The sequence below is a fragment of the Pseudomonas sp. GW821-FHT04C07 genome (assembly GCF_059420325.1).
Genome location: NZ_JBWKTM010000003.1, coordinates 407,222 through 423,285, shown reverse-complemented (window position 1 = coordinate 423,285; position 16,064 = coordinate 407,222). Strand labels below are relative to the sequence as shown.

The 16,064-nt window shown below is 57.7% G+C and carries 15 protein-coding genes and 1 pseudogene; 5 read left to right on the top strand and 11 right to left on the bottom strand.

Annotated elements, in window-relative coordinates; all coding sequences use genetic code 11:
• Positions 1 to 128 precede the first annotated feature (128 nt).
• The 4 genes and pseudogenes from AC07UI_RS08695 to AC07UI_RS08680 form a co-directional block, all read right to left on the bottom strand.
• The gene (locus AC07UI_RS08695) at positions 129 to 875 is read right to left on the bottom strand and encodes a YebC/PmpR family DNA-binding transcriptional regulator (RefSeq protein ID WP_160106257.1); all 747 of its coding nucleotides are present in this window, start codon (positions 873 to 875) and stop codon (positions 129 to 131) included.
• A 114-nt stretch (positions 876 to 989) separates the two neighbouring features.
• Positions 990 to 2,765: an aspartate--tRNA ligase gene (aspS, locus tag AC07UI_RS08690; RefSeq protein WP_494992086.1), complete on the bottom strand. Its 1,776-nt coding sequence runs from the start codon at positions 2,763 to 2,765 to the stop codon at positions 990 to 992.
• 107 nt (positions 2,766 to 2,872) lie between these two features.
• On the bottom strand, positions 2,873 to 3,094 hold the full coding sequence (locus AC07UI_RS08685; RefSeq protein WP_010457489.1) for an FmdB family zinc ribbon protein: 222 nt from the start codon (positions 3,092 to 3,094) through the stop codon (positions 2,873 to 2,875).
• A 198-nt stretch (positions 3,095 to 3,292) separates the two neighbouring features.
• Positions 3,293 to 3,409, bottom strand: a pseudogene (locus AC07UI_RS08680) (DNA starvation/stationary phase protection protein); the annotation flags it as partial.
• 382 nt (positions 3,410 to 3,791) lie between these two features.
• Between AC07UI_RS08680 and AC07UI_RS08675 the strand changes: the two are divergent.
• Positions 3,792 to 4,394: a cold-shock protein gene (locus AC07UI_RS08675; RefSeq protein ID WP_494992085.1), complete on the top strand. Its 603-nt coding sequence runs from the start codon at positions 3,792 to 3,794 to the stop codon at positions 4,392 to 4,394.
• Positions 4,395 to 4,487: 93 nt separating this feature from the next.
• On the opposite strand, the gene AC07UI_RS08670 is transcribed toward AC07UI_RS08675, so the two are convergent.
• Together AC07UI_RS08670 and AC07UI_RS08665 are read right to left on the bottom strand one after the other, a co-directional pair.
• On the bottom strand, positions 4,488 to 4,694 hold the full coding sequence (locus tag AC07UI_RS08670) for a SlyX family protein (RefSeq protein ID WP_489073069.1): 207 nt from the start codon (positions 4,692 to 4,694) through the stop codon (positions 4,488 to 4,490).
• Positions 4,695 to 4,697: 3 nt separating this feature from the next.
• Positions 4,698 to 5,123, bottom strand: a complete 426-nt coding sequence (locus tag AC07UI_RS08665; protein ID WP_494992084.1) for an HIT domain-containing protein — start codon at positions 5,121 to 5,123, stop codon at positions 4,698 to 4,700.
• A gap of 912 nt (positions 5,124 to 6,035) precedes the next feature.
• On the opposite strand from AC07UI_RS08665, the gene AC07UI_RS08660 reads away from it, so the two are divergent.
• Positions 6,036 to 7,361 carry an OprD family porin gene (locus AC07UI_RS08660; RefSeq protein WP_494992083.1) on the top strand — a complete coding sequence of 442 codons (1,326 nt, stop codon included), beginning with the start codon at positions 6,036 to 6,038 and terminating at the stop codon, positions 7,359 to 7,361.
• Positions 7,362 to 7,664: 303 nt separating this feature from the next.
• On the opposite strand, the gene AC07UI_RS08655 is transcribed toward AC07UI_RS08660, so the two are convergent.
• Positions 7,665 to 8,507 carry a mechanosensitive ion channel family protein gene (locus AC07UI_RS08655; RefSeq protein WP_494992082.1) on the bottom strand — a complete coding sequence of 281 codons (843 nt, stop codon included), beginning with the start codon at positions 8,505 to 8,507 and terminating at the stop codon, positions 7,665 to 7,667.
• Between the two features lie 135 nt (positions 8,508 to 8,642).
• Positions 8,643 to 9,128, bottom strand: a complete 486-nt coding sequence (locus AC07UI_RS08650) for a YajQ family cyclic di-GMP-binding protein (protein ID WP_489073061.1) — start codon at positions 9,126 to 9,128, stop codon at positions 8,643 to 8,645.
• 145 nt (positions 9,129 to 9,273) lie between these two features.
• On the opposite strand from AC07UI_RS08650, the gene AC07UI_RS08645 reads away from it, so the two are divergent.
• The 3 genes from AC07UI_RS08645 to AC07UI_RS08635 are packed head-to-tail and all read left to right on the top strand — an operon-like array spanning position 9,274 to position 12,857.
• A complete protein-coding gene (locus tag AC07UI_RS08645; protein ID WP_494992081.1) occupies positions 9,274 to 10,191 on the top strand; it encodes a putative 2-dehydropantoate 2-reductase in 918 nt (305 codons plus the stop codon).
• A 45-nt stretch (positions 10,192 to 10,236) separates the two neighbouring features.
• Positions 10,237 to 12,273 carry a sensor histidine kinase gene (locus AC07UI_RS08640; RefSeq protein ID WP_494992080.1) on the top strand — a complete coding sequence of 679 codons (2,037 nt, stop codon included), beginning with the start codon at positions 10,237 to 10,239 and terminating at the stop codon, positions 12,271 to 12,273.
• A gap of 2 nt (positions 12,274 to 12,275) precedes the next feature.
• The gene (locus AC07UI_RS08635) at positions 12,276 to 12,857 is read left to right on the top strand and encodes a cob(I)yrinic acid a,c-diamide adenosyltransferase (RefSeq protein WP_494992079.1); all 582 of its coding nucleotides are present in this window, start codon (positions 12,276 to 12,278) and stop codon (positions 12,855 to 12,857) included.
• 127 nt (positions 12,858 to 12,984) lie between these two features.
• Here AC07UI_RS08635 and AC07UI_RS08630 read toward each other — a convergent pair whose 3' ends face one another.
• The 3 genes from AC07UI_RS08630 to argJ form a co-directional block, all read right to left on the bottom strand.
• The gene (locus AC07UI_RS08630; RefSeq protein WP_494992078.1) at positions 12,985 to 13,929 is read right to left on the bottom strand and encodes a Nudix family hydrolase; all 945 of its coding nucleotides are present in this window, start codon (positions 13,927 to 13,929) and stop codon (positions 12,985 to 12,987) included.
• Positions 13,926 to 14,558: a glutathione S-transferase family protein gene (locus AC07UI_RS08625; protein ID WP_494992077.1), complete on the bottom strand. Its 633-nt coding sequence runs from the start codon at positions 14,556 to 14,558 to the stop codon at positions 13,926 to 13,928. Before AC07UI_RS08625 ends, AC07UI_RS08630 begins: the two co-directional genes overlap by 4 nt.
• 168 nt (positions 14,559 to 14,726) lie before the next feature.
• Positions 14,727 to 15,944, bottom strand: coding sequence for a bifunctional glutamate N-acetyltransferase/amino-acid acetyltransferase ArgJ (gene argJ, locus AC07UI_RS08620; protein ID WP_494992076.1), 1,218 nt, complete (start codon positions 15,942 to 15,944; stop codon positions 14,727 to 14,729).
• Between the last annotated feature and the right edge of the window lie 120 nt (positions 15,945 to 16,064).

Below are 16,064 nucleotides of genomic sequence, written 5' to 3'. Positions count from 1 at the left end.
AGACATAACGGGAGACCGACACCTGAGCTGCAGGAGCCTGGCTTGCCAGCGATGGCAATCTGAAGACCGGCGCAAGGCTCAAGTGCCTCATCGCTGGCAAGCCAGGCTTCCTGCAGTGACGGGGTCGATCAGCCGAGCTGTTGGGCCACCGATTCCGGGATATCTGCGTTGGAGTACACGTTCTGCACGTCATCCAGGTCTTCAAGCATATCGATCAGCTTGAGGACTTTTTCGGCACCTTCCAGGTCCAGTTCGGCGCTGGTGGTCGGCAACATCACGATTTCCGCGTCATTACCTTTGAAACCGGCCGCTTCCAGGGCATTACGCACGGAGTAGAAACCGGCGAACGAGGTGAACACGTCAATCGAGCCGTCCTCGTTGGTGACCACGTCATCAGCGTCGGCTTCCATGGCTGCTTCCATGAGCGCATCTTCATCAACGCCTGGCGCAAAGGAAATCTGCCCCTTGCGTTCGAACAGATAAGCCACCGAACCGTCGGTCCCCAGGTTGCCGCCGCATTTGCTGAACGCATGGCGTACAGCCGCTGCGGTACGATTGCGGTTGTCGGTCATGCACTCGACCATCACCGCTACGCCGCCCGGGCCATAGCCTTCGTAGCTCAGCTCGACCATGTCATCGGTGTCGGCAGCGCCAGCACCACGGGCAACCGCGCGGTCGATAATGTCACGGCTCATATTCGCGCCAAGGGCCTTGTCCAGCGCCAGACGCAGACGCGGGTTGGAACCCGGGTCACCGCCACCCTGACGGGCCGCGACAGTCAGTTCACGAATCCACTTGGTGAAAATCTTGCCCTTCTTGGCATCCTGACGTTCTTTGCGGTGCTTGATGTTCGCCCACTTGGAATGACCTGCCATAACTCGCTCCGAATTCTCTTTAAAACAATGCCCGCACGCCCATGAAGGCGAGCGGGCAACACAATCTGGATCTGACACAAAGGCGCATCGATCGATACGCCTTTGTGGTCGATCTTACTCAGCCTTAGGCTGTTCGCGCAGACGGATGTGCAGTTCGCGCAATGCCTTGGCATCCACCAGACCTGGTGCCTGAGTCATGACACAGGCAGCACTCTGGGTTTTCGGGAAGGCGATCACTTCACGGATCGACTGGGCGCCAGTCATCAGCATCACCAGACGGTCCAGACCAAAAGCCAGACCACCGTGGGGTGGTGCGCCGTACTTCAGGGCGTCGAGCAGGAAGCCGAATTTCTCTTCCTGTTCCGCTTCGCTGATACCCAACAGACGGAATACCGATTGCTGCATTTCCTTGCGGTGGATACGGATCGAACCGCCACCCAGCTCGGTGCCGTTCAGCACCATGTCGTAGGCACGGGACAGCGCGGTCGCAGGGTTGGCTTCAAGCTCCTCTGGCGTGCACTTCGGCGCGGTGAACGGGTGGTGCAATGCGGTGAAGCTGCCGTCGTCGTTCTCTTCGAACATCGGGAAGTCGACGACCCACATCGGCGCCCACTCGCAGGTCAGCAGGTTCAGGTCGTGACCGACCTTGATCCGCAGCGCGCCCAGGGCTTCGCTGACGATCTTGGCCTTGTCGGCACCGAAGAACACGATGTCGCCATCGACCGCGCCAACGCGATCAAGGATCACATTGAGGTTGGCTTCAGGGATGTTCTTGACGATTGGCGACTGCAAGCCTTCGACGCCTTTGGCGCGTTCGTTGACCTTGATGTACGCCAGGCCCTTGGCACCGTAGATGCCGACGAACTTGGTGTAGTCGTCGATCTTGCTGCGCGGCATGCTCGCCCCGCCCGGAACGCGCAGAGCGGCGATACGGCTTTTCGGATCGTTGGCCGGGCCACTGAAGACCTTGAAATCGACTTCCTTGAGCTGGTCGGCAACGTCAACCAGTTCCAGCGGGTTACGCAGGTCCGGCTTGTCGGAACCGTAACGACGCATGGCCTCGTCCCAGGTCATGTGCGGGAACTCACCGAATTCCAGACCCAGCACTTCCTTGAACAGGTTGCGGATCATGCCTTCGGTCAGGCCGATGATGTCGGCTTCGTTGAGGAAGCTGGTTTCGATGTCGATCTGGGTGAATTCCGGCTGACGGTCGGCACGCAGGTCTTCGTCACGGAAACACTTGGCGATCTGGTAGTAACGATCGAAGCCGGCAACCATCAGCAATTGCTTGAACAGCTGCGGCGATTGCGGCAAGGCGAAGAAGCTACCTGCGTGAGTACGGCTCGGCACCAGATAGTCACGTGCGCCTTCTGGCGTGGCACGGGTCAGGATCGGCGTCTCGACGTCAAGGAAGCCATTCTCGTCCAGGTAGCGACGGATGCTGGTGGTCATGCGCGAACGCAGACGCAGCTTCTCGGCCATTTCCGGACGACGCAGGTCGATGAAGCGATAACGCAGGCGGGTTTCTTCGCCAACGTCAGAGTATTCGTTGAGCGGGAACGGCGGGGTTTCCGCTTCGTTCAGCACTTCCAGCTCGTAGCCCAGCACTTCGATAGCACCGGAAGCCATGTTGGCGTTGCCGGCACCAGCCGGACGCAGACGCACCTTACCGGTGATTTTGACTACGTACTCACTGCGCACACGGTCGGCGGCGGCGAAGGTTTCGGCGCGATCCGGATCGAACACCACCTGGGCCAGACCTTCACGATCACGAATATCGAGGAAAATCACCCCGCCGTGGTCACGACGACGGTGGACCCATCCGCAAAGGGTAACTTCCTGACCTTCCAGGCTTTCGTTCAGTTGGCCGCAATAATGGCTGCGCATCATGGTAGTGGTTTCACTTCTCGTAATTCGAAATTCGATTGGAGGTCTTGCCGCACCACCGCACTTCAATAAGGTGCCTGTGATGCAAGAGCTCGCGCGTGTCGTTCAACTTAGTCAGCTTTGTCGCCGCCGGCCAGATTCTTCTTCGAACCTGTCTTGAAGTCGGTCTCGTACCAGCCGGTACCGCTGAGGCGGAACCCGGGCATGGACAGCATTTTTTTCAGTTCAGGCGCCTGGCAGGCAGGGCAGTCGACCAGCGGCGCCGCGCTGATCTTTTGAATGGCTTCCAGTTGATGACCGCAGGAAGCACATTGATAGTCGTACATCGGCATGGAGTTGTCTCGGCAATCAATTCTACAGCCCGCGCCCGCACGAATAGCCCGGGCTACGCAGCAAAGGGCGCGATTATATCCATTAAATCGAGCCTGTGCAGCCGTATGACTGCACAGGTTGGCGTTCATCCCTATAGAGCTGCTGGCAACGCCTGCTGCTCAAGCTATGCGGCCACCGCGCCAGAGCGCTTGAGGCCATCAGCCATGATCCAGCAACGAGCGCAGCATCCACGCGGTCTTTTTATCTACCTGCATACGCTGGGTCAGCAGATCCGCCGTCGGCTCATCACTGACTTTATCAAGCAACGGGAAGATCCCGGGGTTGGAAAACCAGGAGCCCGAATTCGCTCGGCAAGCGCCGTGACCTCCGAACGCCAGGACGACGACCGATTTCAGCTGCCGGTGAAAAAACAGCGGGCAGCCTGAAAATCCTGATCACCCGTCTAGAACGAGCCTCTACAAGACAAACGGGCGCAACAACTTCCAGGCCGGCGATCAACGGGCACATTTGGCGGCAGCGCCTGATTTGAGAAGGGCCCGGCTTTGCTGTTAAATAGGGATGTGTCGCTGAAGTCCATTTCTCTGACTGCAGCGCATAGGCTGATGCCGCGTACGTGTCCAGCGCCTCATATTGTTCAGAAGCGAACGTTCGCAATCAGCTCTTCCTTGTGATCCGTCTTAACGTGAGTTAATCAAAATGTTGAAAATCGTCCATCTGCTAACGGGCGCTGCAGCCCTGCTGCTGTCCTTTATCCCTAGCCTGCGATCCGAAGCCGTACCTTACCTGCAACAACCCGATGCGCTTTATCTGGCGTTTTTCGGCTTGCTCAACCTGACCCTCGCTCCAGTTATTCCTTACTGGAACAAAGGCCCCCGTTATCAACTGCAAAATCTGGTCAGCGCTCTGCTGGTGCTTGCTGTCGTCCTGCAAACCCTTACGCTGCTCGCTCCTCTGCCAGTAATTGGTGGCCAACCGGCCATCCTGGTCAGCCTTCTGACTGCACTGATCGCCGTTCTCCTGCACCTGGCCATCAGTTTCTATACTCCGTCGCCAGCAGCTGCCCCACAAAGTTACGACATGACCAATCGCGATACCGGTACCGTCAAGTGGTTCAACACCTCTAAAGGCTTCGGTTTTATTTCCCGCGACTCTGGTGATGATATTTTCGTGCACTTCCGTGCTATACGGGGTGAAGGGCATCGCGTCCTGGTCGAAGGCCAGCGCGTGGAGTTCTCCGTCATGAACCGTGATAAAGGCCTGCAAGCTGAAGACGTGATCGCTGCTTTGCCACGCCGCTGATTTCAGCCCCCTATCCCTGCAAAAAAAGAAAACCGCGAGCAGCCAGGCTGCTCGCGGTTTTTTTATGGCTGCCTGTTGAGGCATCCAAAGCAATCAATAATGCGGCGGCGGAGCGTCTTCCTCGAAAGACTCGAACTGCCCGGCCATTTCTTCCTGGCGTTTGAGCAGCGCGGCCATCTGCAATTGCAAACGCTCGACCACCCGTTGCTGTGTGGCGAGCACATCGCTCAACTGTTGAATTGTGTCATCCTGAAAAGCCTGCCGACTTTCCAACTCGGTAATTCTCGCTTCAGAGCTCATTGCTCAGCCCTCCAGAAACTGAAAATCATCAGTCAACACCAATCGCAGCCGCTCGCGAACAGCTAATACCTGCTCTGCACTGTAAGGTTTTGCCGGATGTTTACCCCAGACCGGTGCCGGCCATGCGGCATCTTCACGCTTACGCACAACAACGTGCATGTGCAGTTGACTGACCACATTACCCAAGGTCGCAACATTCAACTTGTCCGCATCGAACGAGTCCTTGAGCATTTCTGCCAATGCCGTGGTTTCTTGCCATAGCTGCTGTTGATCCGCCGCATCCAACTGAAACAACTCACTGATATCCTCGCGACGCGGTACCAGGATGAACCAGGGGTAATTCGAATCGTTGGACAACAGCAACCGACACAAGGGGAAGTCCCCGATCGGTACCGTGTCTTGTTGAAGTCGTGGATCTAAAGCGAACACCGCGCGCACTCCCGCTCAGTTCATCAGTTTTCAGCTTAGCGCCCAACTCAATCGGCTGCTCGCCAAGCGACAGAACAGCAGCATACCTGCGATTGGCACGCCCTTCACGGCGAACAACCGCCCTTGCGCAAACAGCAATCTCCCCGTCCAGCCCGGGGACGCCCCAACATGGAACATTTCTCGCCCAATCGCCCAATCAAGGATCAATGAATAGCCGCACGTCAAAAAATGACCACTAGAAGCCGGGGGCGCCACTTTGCATCTGTCGTCCCCCCTGTATTAATCTCGCCCACCCTGATGAAGTTTTGCACCAAAACCGTACAATACGTCTACGCTGAGTGCGTCGAACATCCGCCGTTTACTCACTCAGAGTGTGGACCGGTAACATTTTTGGTTGCCGCGCTATTTTCATTGGGTACAACACGAGGAAAATAGCGCCGTCAAGCTCAAACAAAGCAATCTTGAAACCCCGGTTTCATGAGGCTTCTGTAGCTCCATCCGAGGTAGTAGAAAAAATCGGTAGCAGAAAACGTGTTTGTGCACGGTTGTTGCATTCACACCCACATCGTCGAAAAGGTGCCTGCTGGAAGTGGTACTTTCAGACAAATAATAATAGTGGCAAGGTCGCCCATGAAGATTTCACTGCCTGGACATAGAACCATTTTACCTATGCTCCGGCCTTTGAAGGCAGTACTGAAGTTGTCAGTCCGGATACAGTGGGACTACAGATATGCGACATCGACCGAGCATTTTGCGACACGCTCGTAAAGAAGCCAAAAGGATAGATACGTAAGTATCGCCAACATTGTCAGCGTGATATAAGTTTGCGCCGACACAAAAAGAAAGAGCCGCCCGGATAATAGAACAGGCGGGACGGCAGTACTCTTCTAAAAACCAAAGGAGCAAATCACGATGCGCGTGATGAAGTGGAGCATGATCGCACTGGCTGTTTCAGCAGGCACCTCGCAGTTCGCAATCGCGTCCTCCCAGGACGACGCCAAGGGCTTTGTTGAAGACAGCAGCCTGAAAGCCAAGACTCGTATGGAGTACATGAACCGCGATTACAAGCACGGCGCTAGCAACCCAACGTCGGGAACTAGTGGCTATCGTCAGGACACGGGTGTCAGCGAACTGCTGACCTACGAGTCCGGCTTCACTCAAGGCACCATCGGCGTCGGTGTTGACGCTATGGCTATGGGCTCCGCCAAACTTGACGGCGGCGCAGGTCGCGCAGGCAACGGCCTGTTCGCGGTAGGTAGCGACCGCAGCGAGCAAAAAACCCAGTCCAAGACTGGCGCTGCAGTCAAGTTCCGTATCTCCGACACCACCTTGAAATACGGCCGTCAATTCGTTGCCAGCCCAGTATTCGCTACCGATGACAGCCGTCTGCTGCCAGAAGTTGCCGAAGGTACTTTGATCACCAGCAAAGAGATCAAAGGCCTTGAGTTGAGCGCAGGTCGTTTCACCGCCCTGAGCAAGCAAACCGGCATGGGCAAGGACAGCATCGGCGGTGTTGCGGATGCTAACGGCAATGGCGGCAGAGGTCTGACTGCTGCCAACATCTTCGGCGCAAGCTATGCCTTCACCGATAACTTCACCGGTGCGCTGGCTGCATCCAAGGTTGATGAATACTTCAAGAAGCAGTACATCAACCTGAACTACACCCTGCCAATCGCAGAAAGCCAGTCCCTGAACTTCGACTTCAACGGTTATAAAACCGAAGGCGACAAGCGCGGCGACCAGGTTGACATGATCGGCGACGGCACCAAAGGCGTAGACAACAAACTGTGGAGCCTGGCAGCTGCCTATACCCTCGGCGCTCACAAGTTCACCATCGCTCACCAACGCTCCAGCGGTGACAATGGTTACTACTACGGTGTCGATGGTAACAGCACAATCTTCGTAGCCAACTCCATTCAGATCTCCGACTTCGTGGGCCGTGACGAACGCTCCTGGCAAGCTCGCTACGACCTGAACATGGCGACCTACGGCGTTCCTGGCCTGAGCTTCATGACCCGTTACGTCAAAGGTGACAACATCACCACCAACGGTCTGGGTGAAGGCAAAGAGTACGAGTGGAACGTCGAGTCCAAGTATGTATTGCAAGAAGGCCCGGCCAAAGACCTGTCCTTCCGTGTGCGCTTCGCTAACTACCACAACAACGAGGCTTTCCGTGGTTACAGCGACAACCTCTACGACACTCGTCTGATTGTTGAGTACCCGCTGAGCATCCTGTAACACCTGCAACACAGCAATTTAGAGCCCGGCGCTACTAAAAAGCCGCTCACCTGATTCAGGTGAGCGGCTTTTTTATTGCGACTCCATTGCAGTTTTTTTCGTTGCAACTACATAGCAAGCTAGCTAAGTATAAAGCAGCCACCCAAGTATCTTCCTCTGCAGAACAAACCATTTGCTCGCACTTCATGCCCGGTGTTACCGGAAGTGTTTTGCGCTGGAAGAATGATTACCGGAGGGGTAAAACACTCAAGGGGCTGATCGCCACTGATGCTTGACCGAACAGCCAAGTCATAACAAGCGACATTACCGCGCAGCTACTTCCTGAACCACACGCATCATTCGCTGAGGGAACGGAACATTAATACCCGCCGCCTTCAGGCGATCACGGGACTGTTCATTGAAGTGGAACAGCACATCCCAGTAATCCGCGGTTTTCACCCAGACACGCAAAGAAACGGTGATCGAGCTGTCGCCCAGCGTCGATACCACAGCCACTGGCGCCGGATCGGTCAGCACTCGCCCGTCATTGGCCAGTTCAAGCAAAACCTCACGAGCCTTCTGCAAGTCGGCTTCGTAATCAACACCTACATCAAGCACGACCTTACGGGTCGGCTGACGGTTGTAGTTGGTGATGATGCCATTGGACAGGTTGCCGTTGGGTACGATGACGGTCTTGTTGTCACCGGTGCGCAACACGGTATGGAAGATCTGAATGCTGTCGACTGTGCCGCTGATGCCCTGCGCTTCGATCCAGTCGCCAATACGGAAGGGACGGAACAGCAGAATCAGCACGCCGCCGGCGAAGTTCGCCAGGCTGCCCTGCAATGCCAAACCAATCGCCAGGCCCGCCGCGCCGATCGCCGCGACGAACGAGGTGGTTTCGATACCAATCATCGAGGCCACGCTGACGATCAGCAGCACCTTGAGAATGATGTTCGCCAGGCTGCTCATAAAACCCTGCAAGGCCTGATCGGCATTGCGCAAGGCCAGCAGCTTGCTGACTTTATGGGTCAGTTTGTTAATCAACCACCAACCGATCGCCAGTGTGATGGCCGCCAGCAGCACCCGGCTACCGTATTCCATGATCATCGGAACCCAGGCTTGGGACGCCCTGACCAGGTGGTCCACTTCCGCATTCAAGTCCATCTATCTCTCCTGATTACCGGGTCCCCGGCTCGCAATACTAATCGGCAGAACGACCAAGATCTCTTGAGCTCAATCGTTTCTGCCCTTCCACGGGCCTCGGACGCCGATAACGCCAGGAGGTTCCCGAAACACTGATCAGTCGCGGAAATTGTTGAACTGCAGCGGCATACCGAACTCCTTGGCACGCAGTGCGGCAATCGCTTCCTGCAAGTCGTCACGCTTCTTGCCGGTGATACGCACCTGCTCACCTTGAATGGCCGCCTGAACCTTGAGCTTGGCGTCCTTGACATGAGCGACGATTTTCTTTGCCATCTCCTTGTCAATACCTTCCTTGAGGGTCGCTTCCTGTTTCATCAATTTGCCGGAAGCGTAAGCGTCCTTGAGCTCGAGGCACTGCACATCGATCTTGCGCTTGACCAGCGCCAATTTGAGGATTTCGATCATTGCCTCCAACTGAAAGTCAGCTTCAGCGGTCATGTTGACGACCAGATCTTTTTCCTTGAACTCAAAGCTGCCTTTGCCTTTCAAGTCATAGCGACGGTCGAGCTCCTTGACGGCGTTCTCGACCGCGTTGGTAACTTCGTGTTTGTCCAGTTCGGATACCACGTCGAACGACGGCATGTAATTTCTCCAATGTCAAAAGGGCGCCGCTCAATATAGATGGAGTACGCCAGGCTTGCGGTTAAAGTGCCGGCTCATTATAACGGGTCTTTCCTCTCCTTCACTGCGAGCCTCGCATGCGTGTGCCAAACAGAGCAAAAAGCTGATGTCGACCACCTGGCACGTTCTCGGCGCAGGCAGCCTCGGCACCTTGTGGGCTACACGCCTGGCCCGGGCCGGCTTGCCAGTCAGGCTGATTCTGCGCGATCAGGCACGCTTGCAGGCCTACCGGGCAACAGGCGGGCTCACGCTGGTGGAGCAAGGTGAAGCACAGTTCTACGAGATCCCTGGTGAAACCGTCGACAGTGGCGAGCCTATCACCCGATTGCTCGTAGCCTGCAAGGCTTACGACGCCGAAAAAGCCGTCGCGCAACTGTCGCCCCGCCTGACTCCCGATGCCGAACTGATTCTGTTACAGAACGGTCTGGGCAGTCAGGACGCGGTCGCGGCGCGGGTCCCGCAGGCGCGTTGCATTTTTGCTTCCAGTACCGAAGGTGCGTTTCGCGATGGCGATTGGCGTGTGGTATTCGCCGGCCACGGTTATACATGGCTCGGTGATGCCGGCCACCCTACCCCGCCAATCTGGCTGGATGATCTGAGCGCGGGCGGCATCCCCCATGAGTGGAGCGCGGATATCCTCACTCGGCTCTGGCGAAAACTGGCGCTCAATTGCGCCATCAACCCGCTGACCGTGTTGCACGACTGCCGTAACGGTGGATTGCTGCAACATCACTGCGAGGTCGCCACCCTCTGCGCCGAGCTGACTGAACTACTGGAGCGTTGCGGCCAGCCGGCAGCAGCGCAAGATCTGCAACACGAAGTCGAGCGAGTCATTCAGGCGACTGCGGCCAATTACTCGTCGATGTATCAGGACGTCGCCAACGGCCGCAGGACCGAGATCAGCTACCTGCTGGGTCATGCCTGCAATGTTGCGTCTCGACATCAGCTGACCCTGCCCCACCTCAATCAGGTACAACAGCGGCTGATCGAGCACCTGCGCACGCGCGGATTGCCCAGCGACTGAGCAGCGGCTACGCTGCCCACTTGTTCCTCTTCAGTGACAACCTCAATGCCATTGCGCCAGCGCCTTGAAAACCTTCCGGTCGGCCAGAAACTGTTCGCGGCCCTGCTGGTTCTGCTAATCACCGTGCTACTGGTCGCCAACCTGACGTTTATCAGCGCCGCGTACTGGATCTCTCAGGAAAGCATGGCACCACAGGCCTTGCAGACCATAGGTCGATTGATCTCCAATCCGAGCCTGGCCGCGCAGGCGCTGGACTCGCCACAAAGCGCCGAAAATCTGCTCAATGAGCTCAACAGCTATTCGCCATTACGCGCAGCCGCACTCTACGACAGCAAAGGCGCACGTCTGGCGCAGTTGCAACACGGCGAACGGCTCAAACTGCCAGAGCGTTATCGGCATATTGAAGCCTGGCAAGTGACCGAGTTTCGCAGCAATCAGCTGATCACCCTGCCCCGCCCCGGCCAGCCGCCAGGGCATTTGCTCTTGGTGGCCAGCAGCGAACTGCCGATGGCGTTCTACACAGGCACCCTGACTGCCAGTCTTGGGATTCTGATCTTCAGTGTGCTGCTGTGGCTGGTGATCGCCCAGCAAATCAAGCGCCTGATCACCCAGCCGATCCACCAACTCGAAGAGCTGTCCCGACAAGTGACCCGCGAGGAGAACTACGCCTTGCGCGCCGCTCGCGGTAATCACGATGAAATCGGCAGCCTCGCCGAAGCCTTCAACACCATGCTTTCGCGGATCGAAGCCCGTGAGCAACAGCTCAAACGTGCACGGGACGATTCCCAGGCAGCTTATGACCAGGCCCAGGGACTTGCCGAAGAGACCCGTCACACCAATCGCAAGCTGGAACTGGAAGTCCAGGTTCGGAGCAAGATCGAGAAGAAACTCACTGGTTTCCAAAACTACCTCAACAGCATCATCGACTCGATGCCCTCGGCGCTGATCGCGCTGGACGAACAGCTCTACGTGACCCAATGGAATCAGGAAGCCAGCGCCCTTTCCGGAACCCGTCTGGACGAAGCCCTGAATCAACCGATCTTCCTTGCGTTCGAGCCGCTAAAACCGTTCCTGCCACAACTCAAGGAAACAGTGGAACAGCACACCGTGGCCAAAATCGAGCGCGTCACCTGGGTCAAGGACGATGAAGCCAGGCACTACGCCCTGACCTTCTACCCGTTGATGGGCGGTGCCGGACGCGGGGTAGTTATCCGGATCGATGACATCACCCAGCGTCTGTCTCTGGAAGAAATGATGGTGCAATCGGAGAAGATGCTCTCGGTCGGAGGCCTCGCCGCCGGCATGGCCCACGAGATCAACAACCCTCTGGGGGCGATCCTGCACAATGTTCAGAATATTCGCCGTCGTTTGTCGTCGGACTTGCCGAAGAACCTCGAACAAGCCGAGCAGATCGGCATCCAGCTGGAGACAGTCAACCGCTATCTGCAAAGCCGTGAGGTGCCACAGTTACTCGACGGCATCCAGCAAGCCGGAGCACGCGCAGCGAAAATCGTGACGCACATGCTCAGTTTCAGCCGCCGTAGCAACCGCCAGTTGGCTCCATGCGATCTGCCGGCGTTGATCGACCAAGCGGTGGAAATTGCCAGCAACGACTTCGATCTGACCATCGGTTTCGACTTCAAGGGCCAAGCCATCGTTCGCCAGTTCGACCCGCAGATGGGCCCGGTTCCGGGCACCGCCAACGAGCTGGAGCAAGTGCTGCTCAACCTGCTGAAAAACGCTGCGCAGGCCATTCACCAGCGTGAAGACGATAGAGAACCAGGGCGGATCACTTTGCGCACCCGCTTGAATCCGCCCTGGGCGGAAATTCAGGTTGAAGACAACGGCATAGGCATGAGTGAAAACGTGCGCAAGCGCACCTTCGAACCGTTTTTCACCACCAAGGAAATCGGCCAGGGCACCGGGCTTGGGCTGTCGGTTTCCTACTTCATCATCACCAACAACCACAAGGGTCAGATGGAAGTACAGTCGACCCTGGGCCAAGGCACCTGTGTCACCTTGCGCCTGCCATTGGCGGGCACCCAGCTCGCCTCCCACGAACTCAGTCAACTGGAGAGGTGAGCATGGGTTTTCGCTTGTCGAAGATTTACACACGCACCGGCGACAAAGGTGAAACCGGTCTGGGCGACGGACGTCGGGTACCCAAGGACCATCCGCGAGTCGAGGCCATTGGCGAAGTCGATACCTTGAACAGCCAGCTGGGATTGTTGTTGGCCGGACTGGCCGAGCAAAGCCGCGAGTGTCCAGGATTGACCGAGGTGATTGAAGTCCTGGCGCCCTGCCAGCATCGCTTGTTCGACCTGGGTGGCGAGTTGGCGATGCCGGTGTATCAGGCACTCAATTCAGGTGAAGTCGAGCGCCTGGAGGCGGCAATCGATCGCTGGAATGAAGAGCTGGGGCCGCTGAAGAATTTCATTCTGCCCGGCGGCTCGGCGTTGATCGCACAAGCGCATATGTGCCGCAGCCTGGCCCGCAGTACCGAGCGACGTTGCCAGCATTTGAACGCCGTCGAACCGCTGACCGGGGTTGGCCTGGCGTATGTCAATCGGCTGTCGGACTTGCTGTTTGTTGCCGCTCGTTTGATCGCTAAACGTCAGGGTGTTGCCGAGATTCTTTGGGAGGCGGCGGCGAAGCCTGAGGTTTAGTCAGGGGGGGCATGTGTCGCCTGTGACGCCGCAATCGCGAGCAAGCTCGCTTACAGTACAGGTGATCGCGTACCCTAGATGTAGGAGCGAGCTTGCTCGCGATGAGGCCAGTGGCTACACCACAGAATCAAGCCTCAGGCCAGAACGCCCGAATCCCCGCCACGCCCTGCGCACCGCTTTCCCAGGCGCGTTGACGTTCGGCCGGGCCGACACCACCGAGCAAAAACACAGGCCTGTTGAAGCCTCTGATCAACTGTGCCGCCAGATCCCAACCCAACGGCTGCCCATCCGGGTGAGTCTGAGTAGGCTGAACCGGCGACAGCGTGACGAAGTCCACGCCCATCTGTTCAGCCAAGGCCAGCTCCTCGGCATTGTGGCAAGAAGCCGCCAGCCAGCGCGACGCGGGCAATGGTCGACCGGCGCTGGCGTACTTGCGCAATTGTGCCGACGTCACGTGCCAACCTGCGGACGGGAAGTCTCCCAGCCACTCGAACGGCCCCTTGAGCATCAATTGCGCCTTGCCCGCACACAGACCCGCCGCATCCACCGCCAGGTCGCGGTACTGTGGGTCATAGCCGTTTGGCGCACGCAGCTGAATCAGTTTGATGCCACCGGCGATGGCTTTCTGTATGCCCCGTAGCAAGGCCGGGGTTTCCAGACCGTCTGGGGTGATCAAGTATTCACCCGGCAAACGGGCCGCCGCGACAATCGGCTGGTTGGCAGCCGGAAACTCATAGCCCGTCAAATCCCGGGCAGCCACCCAGGCCAAGGGTTGCCCCTCGGCGCCATGAGGTTCGCCGGTAAAGCTTGAGACTTCCCAGACATCCAGCAATACCTGCTTGTCCGGGTAGTCATGTTGCACTTTGATCAACGGTCGAGCCGCGCTGACCACAATGCCCAACTCTTCCTGCAGCTCGCGGGCAAGCGCCGTCTCCACCGCTTCGTCCGCCTCGACCTTGCCGCCGGGAAACTCCCAAAGGCCACCCTGATGCTGAGTGTCGGCACGTCGGGCGATGAGAATCTTGCCGTTGCTATCACGGATAACGGCCGCAGCCACATGTACTCGTTTCACCGTACTACTTCCTCTAAACCGGCCTTCTGCCAGGCCTTGAAGGCTGGCCATTGGTAAATCGTTTCGACATACGCCGCATCGACCGCCGGCAAGGCCACCCGATAGGTGCGCAAACGCACGGCAATCGGCGCAAAGAATGCGTCCGCCAGGCTGACCCGACCAAACAGGAAAGGCCCGGGCTCGGTAGCGGCCGCGCGGCATTCAGCCCACAGCGCCAGCATGCGTTCGATATCGGCCTGCGCTTCAGGTGGCATCGGCGACAGTGGAGCATCGTGGCTCAGGTCGAACGGCATATTGCCGCGCACCCCGAAGAAACCACTGTGCATTTGCGCGCAAGCGGATCGCGCCTGGGCACGGGCGGCGATGTCACGCGGCCACAAATCGACCTCTGGAAAGCGCTCGACCAGGTATTCGGCAATCGCCAGCGAGTCGGCAATGGTGCCGTGCTCGGTTTTCAGTAGAGGGACTTTGCCGGTAGGCGAATGCTTGAGGAGCAACTGACGGGTGTCAGGCTGGTTCAGTTTGATCAGTTCTTCGGTGTAAGTAGTGCCGGTCAGTTCAAGCGCCAACGCACCACGCAAGGACCAGGAAGAATAGAGTTTGTCGCCGATGATCAGGTGGAAGCTCATGTTCAGACACCTTCAATGAGGAGAATCGCGGGACTCCCTTGTAGGAGCGAGCTTGCTCGCGATGGACTCAAGGGCGGCGTGTTTACTCAGAAAACACGCGTTATCGTTAACGTCCATCGCGAGCAAGCTCGCTCCTACAAGGGGAACGGGGTACTGGCGAAATCGTAATTACGTACGGTATTCGGCGTTGATTTTCACGTATTCGTGGGACAGGTCGGTGGTCCAGATCGTTTCACTGCAATCCCCGCGGCCCAGTTCGATGCGAATGGTGATCTCTTCCTGCTGCATTACCGCCGCGCCTTGCGCTTCGGTGTAAGTCGCTGCGCGCGCACCGTGGCTGGCGATGCAGACTGAACCCAGAAACACGTCGATCTTGCTCACGTCCAGATCCGGTACACCAGCACGGCCGACGGCAGCAAGAATACGACCCCAGTTCGGATCGGAAGCGAACAACGCGGTCTTGATCAGCGGCGAGTGAGCCACGGTGTAACCGACGTCCAGGCATTCCTGATGATTAGCGCCGCCGTTTACCTCAACCGTGACGAACTTGGTCGCGCCCTCGCCGTCACGGACGATGGCCTGAGCCACCTCCATGCAGACTTCGAACACCGCCTGCTTGAGTGCCGCGAACAGCGGACCGCTGGCCTCGGTAATTTGCGGCAGATCAGCCTTGCCAGTGGCAATCAGCATGCAGCAATCGTTGGTCGAAGTATCGCCATCGATAGTGATGCGGTTGAACGATTTGTTGGCGCCGTCCAGCAGCAGGTTCTGCAACACATCGCGGGAGACTTTAGCGTCGGTGGCGATGTAGCCGAGCATCGTCGCCATGTTCGGGCGAATCATCCCTGCGCCTTTGCTGATGCCGGTGACAGTGACAGTCACACCGTCGTGCTGAAACTGGCGGCTCGCACCCTTTGGCAGGGTGTCGGTGGTCATGATGCCGGTGGCGGCGGCGGCCCAGTTGTCCACGGACAAATCGTCGAGGGCGGCTTGCAGGGCGCCTTCGATCTTCTCGACCGGCAGCGGCTCGCCAATCACGCCTGTGGAATACGGCAATACCAGATTGGCGTCGACACCGGTCAATTCAGCCAGTTTGGCGCAGGTACGCGCGGCAGCGGCCAGTCCTGGCTCGCCAGTACCGGCGTTGGCATTACCGGTGTTGGTCAGCAAATAACGCACCGGACCTTGCACTCGCTGCTTGGCCAGGATCACCGGAGCGGCGCAAAAGGCGTTCAGGGTGAACACGCCCGCAACCGTGGAGCCTTCAGCGCAGCGCATGACCACAACATCCTTGCGCCCCGGGCGCTTGATGCCGGCCGAAGCAATACCGAGTTCAAAACCGGCAACCGGGTGCAACGTTGGCAAAGGACCAAGACCAACAGCCATGAAAGCGCTCCTCTAATGTGATGTCAGCACTGTCGTCACGAAGGACAGTGTTTCAAATGGAAAAACGCCGCGACGGCTGATGCCGGTCGCGGCGCGGGTATTTCAGTGTCTGGCGGAAAT